The 264-nt window shown below is 28.4% G+C and carries 1 protein-coding gene; it reads right to left on the bottom strand.

Translation table 11 applies throughout. From position 1 onward, the window contains the following. A partial coding sequence (locus AYC60_RS09430; protein ID WP_269146636.1) for a type IV secretory system conjugative DNA transfer family protein occupies positions 1 to 122 on the bottom strand: 122 nt, incomplete at its 3' end. Positions 123 to 264 lie beyond the last annotated feature (142 nt).

Below are 264 nucleotides of genomic sequence, written 5' to 3'. Positions count from 1 at the left end.
CCATGAACAAATTCTATTGCTTTTTTGAAAATTTCCATTTTTCCAATTGCTGGAAACTCATCAAAGAGCATTAATAATCTGTGGTTAATTTTTATTTTATTTTGATTCCCAGAATAATCCATTTCTGTTGTTCATAATTGAACAAATTGTATTACTAATATTCTTCATAAAGGGGCTCAAGGTTGTATTTGTCCTGGCGGAACAACTATATATAAAGATATTGGTTTTTCAGCTGCCATTAAATCTAAAATTCTAAAATCACTT

Origin of the sequence: Streptobacillus felis, from assembly GCF_001559775.1 — a bacterium.
Taxonomy (GTDB): domain Bacteria; phylum Fusobacteriota; class Fusobacteriia; order Fusobacteriales; family Leptotrichiaceae; genus Streptobacillus; species Streptobacillus felis.
The sequence above is the reverse complement of the archived record's forward strand: the minus strand, read 5'-3'. Positions and strand labels throughout refer to the sequence as shown.